The following is a 7,048-nucleotide window of genomic DNA, read 5'->3' as shown; positions in this document are numbered from 1 at the left end:
GGCGGAAACCGGCTTCTTGTCGGCCAGGAATTTCTGAGTCTCGGCGAGATAGGCCAGGGACGGATCCAGGACTTTTTTGAGCGGCGCATCGCCCCAGGGCTCGAGCGCCTTTGTTAAGTCAGCCTGCAGCTTGTCGAGGTCCTTGGAAAGCGCTTCATCCACCTTGCCTTGCCCGTACTGCCAGCGCAAGAGGTCCGCAATGGCGGCCGCGGCTTTCACCTGCGCGTAAGCGGGATGCCGCGGATCGGAGGCCAGGTCCTTCAGCAGGGCGACGGTCTTGTCCGTTTTCCCTTCGTGAAAAAGATCTTTGGCCTGGATGAATTCCAGCTCCAGCTCCTTTTCATCGTCGGAAATGTGGGCATGCGCCGGCCGCAAGGGGGCGAGCAGAAAAAGGGCGATTGAAAAAAGAAAAAGCTTTTTCATCTTAGTAGAGTTCGATCTCGGTTTCGTACGGATCGCTTTGCGGCGTGCTGGGGTCGGTGTCGAGTGAGTTGCCCACGCCGTCGAAATTATCGTAGACGGAGATGGTCCACTTGCCGTCTTCGAGGCGGCTCAGCGTAAAAGGTTTGTCCACGTAAAGCCGCTTTCCGTAATTGCCCGCGGCCAGGCCCGGGATAGTCGTCCGCAGGATGTCCCCGCCGAAGAAATCATGCTCGGCAGGCCCCTTCAATTTGATGCGCGTGTACTGAATCGTGGTGTCGAGGCTGGAAGCCCGCGTGGCGCTGCCCGCCTTGAGGTCACGGATATCGGCCTGGATCACGAGCTTGGTGTCCACGTATTTGCTGCCCGCGGACACGCAGCGGGGCTTCGCCGCCGCGATCTCGATTTCGTACGGACCGTTCTTCGGGTTCGCGTACGCGCCGATATGCGGTTCCTGATTCCACCGGGCCTTGGGCCACGTGGTTTCGTGCGAGCCGATCGTCCCTTCGAGGTCCGCGCGCCGGTACACGACGTCGCCGTTTTTATTGTACACCCGCATTTCCAGCTTTCCGAACTGCGCGCCTTCTATTTTATATTTCACCGTCAAGTCGTCGCCCAGCATGAGCGGCGCATTGGCCGGGGTGGAAATTCCGGGCCCCAGCGGCGGGACATCGGCCGATTCAATCGTGATTTTTCCGACTTTGATTTCGTAAGGCGGGAGCGGCAGCGCGCCGTCGGGATATTGAATGCTGCTGTCGGTGGCGGTTCCTTCCACTTTCACGTCACCGGCGGACGAAGGCGCCTGGAACACGATGCTGTCCAAAATTCCAATCGTCGTGCCGGCCGAAGCCTTCCACTGGTAAGTCGTGGCGTCGTGCAGCTTGTACTGCACTTCCGGCGCCGAACATTTCGGGCCGGAACATTGCGCGTGGATCGTGTCCACGTCTTCGGTCGGCGCGGTCAAAACCGTGTAACTGTCCGCGCAAACGCTGTACGCGGTATCGTGCTCTTCGGTCTTCTTGATGCCGGAAGCCGCGTCCCAGGAAGTCACGGGCTTGCACGGGCAGGTTGGAGGCGGATTCGTGACCGTGGGATAATCGAGGGACGGCGACACGACGGCCACGCTGCCCACTTCCTTGCGGCCGATCAGGTTGATCGTGACCGTTTCCGTGACGGGCGGGTCGTCGAGATCCGCGACGTACGGCGTATCGTCAATGGTCAAAAGAATGGCCACGGTGCGGTCCGCGCCCGGCGGCAGGGAGTCCGGCGCCACGTACACCGCGGCAGGACCTTCCGCGACCGCGGAACGTTCCTGCGGGTAATACGGATTGCTTTTGAGCCAGCCCGGCCCCGCGATCAATTCCCAACGGAAATGCAGCGGCGATGCGAGCGGGATTTTTTTCAGGGACTGGCAGGATTCGCAGGGCCGCTTGCACACACCGCTTGTCGTGGCGATCATGACCTGATTGCCGCCCATCGTGGAACCGCCGCCGGTTCCGGTTCCCGCGACAGGGCCGTCCGTGATGCCGCCTCCGCCGCCCGGCGTGCACGGCGAGCAGGAGCCGCATTCCACGCCCTGCTGGTTGCACGAGACGGTCAGCATGTCCATGTCGATGGCATTGACGGCCAGCGGAAATTCTTTCCCGAGCGGCACGCGCACGTCGGCGCCGGCGGGCGAAGCGTATTTGATTTCGATCGGTTTTTCCGCGGACCAGGTGTTCACCTGATGGCAGCAGCACGCGCAATCGGATTTTTCGTCGGTTGTCGGCGGCTGCGAGGGCGGATAGCTGGGACGGTAAATCGAGGGCGTGATCGTCGGCGTCAGCGTGATGGATTCGGAAATGGACGGCGGCTGCGAATACGGCACGCTCGGCGTGATGGTGCGCGATTCGCTGATGCCTTCCGAGATGCTGACGCTCGGCGTGATCGACTCGCCTTTGTACGGCGACTGGGTCGTGACGGGCGGCAGCGACGTGGTCTTTCCTCCGCCGCCGCAGTCTTTGTCCAGCTCGACGAACGTGTAGCGCAGGATCCGGATGGCGTAAAAACTCTTGTAATGCCCGGTCCTCAAATCCTTGCAGCAAAGCGAAACGTCTTCGGCCACGAGGTGCGCGTCGTCCTCACCCAGTTCCTCCGCGCTTTCCACTTTGATGCGCGGGCATTCGCCGAGATCGCCTTCGAACACCGCGGGCTGGCCGGGCTTGACCACCTGCGTCTTGCCGCCCACGCTGACTTTGATGGCGTGATGCCAGATGTTCATGACCGCGAGCGACGTCAGTTTGCAGCATTTGTTGATGTCTTCCCCGCCCGGCGCCTGGGTGATGTTGACGGGCGTGTTTACATTAACCGTGGACTTGCCTTTCTGGATCTCGACTTCGACTTGGCCGGTCTGGGCCACATCCTGGGTCACGGGAAATTCCACGACCGTGACCACCGAGGGCGGCGCCGCGGGCTCGTCCGCCGCGCCGGTGCTTCCGTCATTTTTGTGCATCGCGCGCCCGACAAGATACGTCAAGGCGCCCGCGGCCGCCTGGCCCGCGACCTGTTCACCCATCGAAGAGCCGCCGCCGGAATGTCGGACGTAGTCTTCCTCGTCGGAATAAGTCGCGCGGCCCGGCGGAGGCGCCAGCAAAAATCCGATGAGTGTCAGAGCCAGCAGACGCCGCTTCATGAATGCTCCTGCGCGGGGCCATTGATCTGCTGCGGCGCCTGGCCCGCGTCGTCCATTTGCGGATTCGCGTAATGCTGCCTTGCCGTGGGCATGAAATTAAAAGGAAGCCGGCGGATCCGGCCTTCGATGACTTTGCCGTCCGCGGTCTTGAGCTTGACGCTCTTGATTTCGGTTTCGCCGTCCGGAAATGAATTCAATTCCATCACGAACAAATCCGGCCGCGGACGGTAGGCCTGTCCGATCAGCGAGACTTCTTTTTTGCCCTTGGCTTCGATCCACTGGTGGGGATAAGGCTGGACGCCGGTAAGGTCCTGCGTGATTTGCGGGCCGTCTTTTTTCCGGGCCTCGGCGGACGGATGAAAGAAAAAGGAAAACAGCAGAAGGAAGAGAAGAACCCGGATTGGCGTTTTTGTGGCAGCCATACGATAAGGGGTGGCTCCTTGGCGCCTCTATAATACCGGGAGTTGGGATTGTTGCAAGGGAAAGCTTAGCGTTTCAGGCAGGCCGGAGTATAATGCGCCCGAATGACTTCTTCCTTTTTCCGTTCCTCTATTTTGCTGGCGGGACTTCTTTGCCTGGTTCACGGCAGCGCCTTCGCGGCTTCGGAAGACTCCAAAGCCAAAGGCGACCGGCTCCTGCTCGAGCAAAAACCGGAAGCGGCGCTGCGCGAATACGAGAAGGCGCTGGAAGCCCATCCGGACTCGACGGCCGTCCTCTTCAACATGGCCATCGCCTTCTATTCCGAAGGGAAAATCCAGGAAGCGATCTCGGCTTTGGAAAAAGCCGCGGCCTTGAACCCCGGCGATGTCGAAGCCGGATACAACCTGGGATGCCTGTGGCTTGAAATGGGCGACATTGCCAAGGCGGAACTGCTCTTTAAGGAAGCCGCGCTTCACTGCCCCGAAGATTCCGAATTTTATCCGCGCCTTGCCGACGGTCTTGGGCTGATCGAAGAGTTAAAAGAAACTAACCCCTCAGCCCAAGACCTGTTGTCTCTTGTTTCTAAACACGGCTTTCCCGCACGTAACGTATGACCTCGCGGTCGCCACGGCGGGCATCGTAAGGGATCACGTGAGGCTTGGTCCCCTCGCCCTTTTCCAAATCCTCATCGCTTCTGATGCGGGTCGTCACCAGCGTCGTCTGCGGGTATCCGTACATCCCGCCATAACGGGCGCGCGCGAATTTTTCGTAAGCGACGATCGGCTTCGTCCCGGAATAAGCCCTCTGAAAATCCTCCAGGGTAAAATAATAAACTCCCGGTTCGGCCGGCGTCTGGAAAGTGCGCACCGTCTCGACGGTCTCGACGGCAAAAGCGGGAACCCCCATCGCACTCACTAAAAGCGCCAGAACAATTCCTTGAAACGTTTTCATGATGTTACCCTCCTCCCTTTCAATGCCCGCATTATTATGGCAAGGCGTGTGGAAAGCGGCCATCGTGCCGGAAGGGAAACGCTTGTCGGGAAAGGGCGCGGGAAAAAGTGGGGCAGACCTTGTGCGGTGCGCAAAAGGTCTGCCCCGGGAGAGGTTTATCTCTTGCCGGCAGCCTGAGCGAAAAACGCGTCGGCGGCTTTCTGGACCTGCTCATGCGTGAGGTCCTGCTTGGGCGTGGCAATCATCCACGAGTAGCCGAAAGGATCGACGACCTGGCCCACGCGGGCGCCCCAGAACATGTCGGCGACGGCCATGAGCTCTTTGCCCCCGGCCGCGACCGCCTGCTTGAACGTCGCATCGACGTCGGGCACGCTGAGGTACATGCCGATGGGCGAAGCCCCGATCGTTTCCGCGCTCTTGCCGCATTTTTCCGAACCCGGCATTTCATCGCCCATCATGATGACCGATTCGGCGATCTGGATGGTGGCATGCATGGTCCCCGATCCGTCGGGCCTGGGGTACAAGTCCAGGAGCTTCGCGCCAAAAGCTTTTTTGTAATACTCGATGGCCTTCCTGGAATCTTTGAACGTAAACGTGGGTGTAACGGTCTGCTGATGCTTCGCCATGGTTTCTCTCCTTGAGGGGGATCTTAAAAAGCCGGTTACGTTTGGGAGCACCTAGGCTAGACCTCCTTGAATCGCTTGTCAAAAAGAAACCCGGCATCGTTTGTAAAATGTGGGTTTTCCCGACCGCCTTTATATATGGAAGAGCGTCCTGTAAGGCGTCCTATAATTTCGCGGCAAAAATGATCGTTATTGATTAAAAAAGCACCTGTTTGCAATTCCTCAGGGCATTGGCTATCCTTACTAGCGAACCGTAAGGAGCCCGTCATGAAAAAACTTCTGCCCGTCCTTCCCCTTTTTCTCGTCCTCTTTTCCACCGCCGCGCACGCGGACGTCTACACCAAAAGCCAAGGCATGAACGGCATGGGCACGTCCGAAATGTGGGTGAGCGGAAAAAAACAGCGCCTCGTGGTTTCTTCTCCGCTCGCGCAAGGGATGATGGGCGACCAAATCTCGATCACGCGCGTCGACAAGGGCGTGGAATGGGACATCGACATGGAGCTCAAGGCTTACCAGGAAAAACCCATTCCGATTCCTTATAAAGAAGGAAGCGACGAAAGTCTTACTCCTGAAGAGCAAAAAGAGATGGAGGCGTACAAGAAGCAGATGGACAAGGTGCCGGATGCCGTGGCGAACGACCCCTGCGCGCAGTCCAAGAAAGTCGGGGAAAGAACCATCGCCGGGTTCCAGGCCGAAGGTTACGGGCCCTCGTGCCCGCAGCAAAATTCCATGATCGGCGCGATCTGGCTTGCTTCCGACAAAGATCCGAAGGCGGCGAAGATCCAGAAAGAAATCTCCGCGTTCGAAAAAGCCAAGGTCGATTCCCAATACTCCCTCTACCCCGCCAAAGAACGCGAAGAGCTGATCAAGTCCATGACCCTGATCGGTTCCGCGCTGGCGCAGGGCATGACGGGCATGCCGTACGCGAAAAATTTACCCGAACGCCTGGCGCTGGCCATGTCGCAGGCCGGACAGGACGAGAATGGCAACGCGGTGGAAAACATGCTGTTCGAAATGCAGCAAGCCGACACGGTCAAGGCCGATCCCGCGCTCTTCGAATTGCCGGAGGGATTCACCAAAGTCGACGATCTGATGGGCATGCGCTCGCAGAACATCATGTCGAAGATGTCGAACGGGGACTTCAAGCTCTCGGACATGATGAACAACATGAGCGCGACGGCCAAACAAATGGGCATGCCTGCCGGAGACGCCGAAGCGCCGAGCGCCGAAGACATGCAGCAGGCGGATCAGTTTGGCCAGGGCATCGCGCAGGCCGTCCAGCAGGAGGCGCGTCTCCAGGGCGCTTTGCCGCCGGCGCAGGCCTCGAATTCCCGCGCCTCCGTGATGCAGCAGCCTTTGCAGCAGCTTGCCCAGGCTCCGGCCGCGGCCATGCCGCCGGAAGATCCGGGCATGAAGGCCGTACGCCAGGCGTCCGCTTCGAGCCGGCCTGAAGCCTGGCAGAACGGACTCTACGATCAAGGCCCCGCGCAAGGCCCGATGCCGATGCAGCAGCCTCAGGCTTATCCGAACGCGGGTTACCCGCAGCAATATCCCGCGCAGCAAGGCGCCTACCCGCAGCAGCAGGGTTACGCGAACGGCGGCTATCCGCAGCAGCAGGGTCCTTATCCGCCGCGCCGTCCCAATCAAACCGGAAATACGCTGCAGCAGGCCGGCCAGGTCCTGGGACAGATTCAAAACATCGCTTCTCAATTTTCCGGAGGCGGAGGCGGATTCCAGGGCCAGATGCCGAATCCCTTTGACGGTTCCACGCAGGATTACGGCCAGCAGGACGGCCAGTACGAAGGCGACACTTCGGGCGATTATCAGGAACAGTACGAAGATCAACAGTCCGAGGACGCGCCCACCGAAGACGAAGCGCGCCAGGCTTACGATACGCTCGGCCGCTACATGAACGGCGGCAATTAGCTTCAAACGCCATAAAAAAAAGCCGGCATCTTGGGGA

At 59.5% G+C, this 7,048-nt stretch carries 7 protein-coding genes; 2 read left to right on the top strand and 5 right to left on the bottom strand.

The annotated features are described in order from the left end of the window. The 3 genes from VL688_02740 to VL688_02730 form a co-directional block, all read right to left on the bottom strand. A partial coding sequence (locus VL688_02740; protein ID HTL46962.1) for a hypothetical protein occupies positions 1-423 on the bottom strand: 423 nt, incomplete at its 3' end. Position 424: 1 nt separating this feature from the next. Beyond that, positions 425-3,091, bottom strand: a complete 2,667-nt coding sequence (locus tag VL688_02735) for a hypothetical protein (GenBank protein HTL46961.1) — start codon at positions 3,089-3,091, stop codon at positions 425-427. Further along, positions 3,088-3,513 carry a hypothetical protein gene (locus VL688_02730; protein HTL46960.1) on the bottom strand — a complete coding sequence of 142 codons (426 nt, stop codon included), beginning with the start codon at positions 3,511-3,513 and terminating at the stop codon, positions 3,088-3,090. The genes VL688_02735 and VL688_02730 overlap by 4 nt, the downstream gene beginning before the upstream one ends. Before the next feature lie 102 nt (positions 3,514-3,615). Here VL688_02730 and VL688_02725 point away from each other — a divergent pair, with 102 nt between their 5' ends. Then, positions 3,616-4,125, top strand: coding sequence for a tetratricopeptide repeat protein (locus VL688_02725; protein ID HTL46959.1), 510 nt, complete (start codon positions 3,616-3,618; stop codon positions 4,123-4,125). On the opposite strand, the gene VL688_02720 is transcribed toward VL688_02725, so the two are convergent. Beyond that, a complete protein-coding gene (locus tag VL688_02720; GenBank protein ID HTL46958.1) occupies positions 4,094-4,462 on the bottom strand; it encodes a hypothetical protein in 369 nt (122 codons plus the stop codon). The genes VL688_02725 and VL688_02720 overlap by 32 nt on opposite strands. A 155-nt stretch (positions 4,463-4,617) precedes the next feature. Continuing rightward, complete coding sequence (locus VL688_02715; protein HTL46957.1) at positions 4,618-5,088, bottom strand: VOC family protein; 471 nt, start codon at positions 5,086-5,088, stop codon at positions 4,618-4,620. Between the two features lie 264 nt (positions 5,089-5,352). On the opposite strand from VL688_02715, the gene VL688_02710 reads away from it, so the two are divergent. After that, positions 5,353-7,011 carry a hypothetical protein gene (locus VL688_02710; protein ID HTL46956.1) on the top strand — a complete coding sequence of 553 codons (1,659 nt, stop codon included), beginning with the start codon at positions 5,353-5,355 and terminating at the stop codon, positions 7,009-7,011. Positions 7,012-7,048 lie beyond the last annotated feature (37 nt).

This window comes from Verrucomicrobiia bacterium (genome assembly GCA_035495615.1).
GTDB lineage: Bacteria > Omnitrophota > Omnitrophia > Omnitrophales > Aquincolibacteriaceae > DATJFP01.
This window is presented reverse-complemented; position numbering and strand designations above follow the sequence as displayed.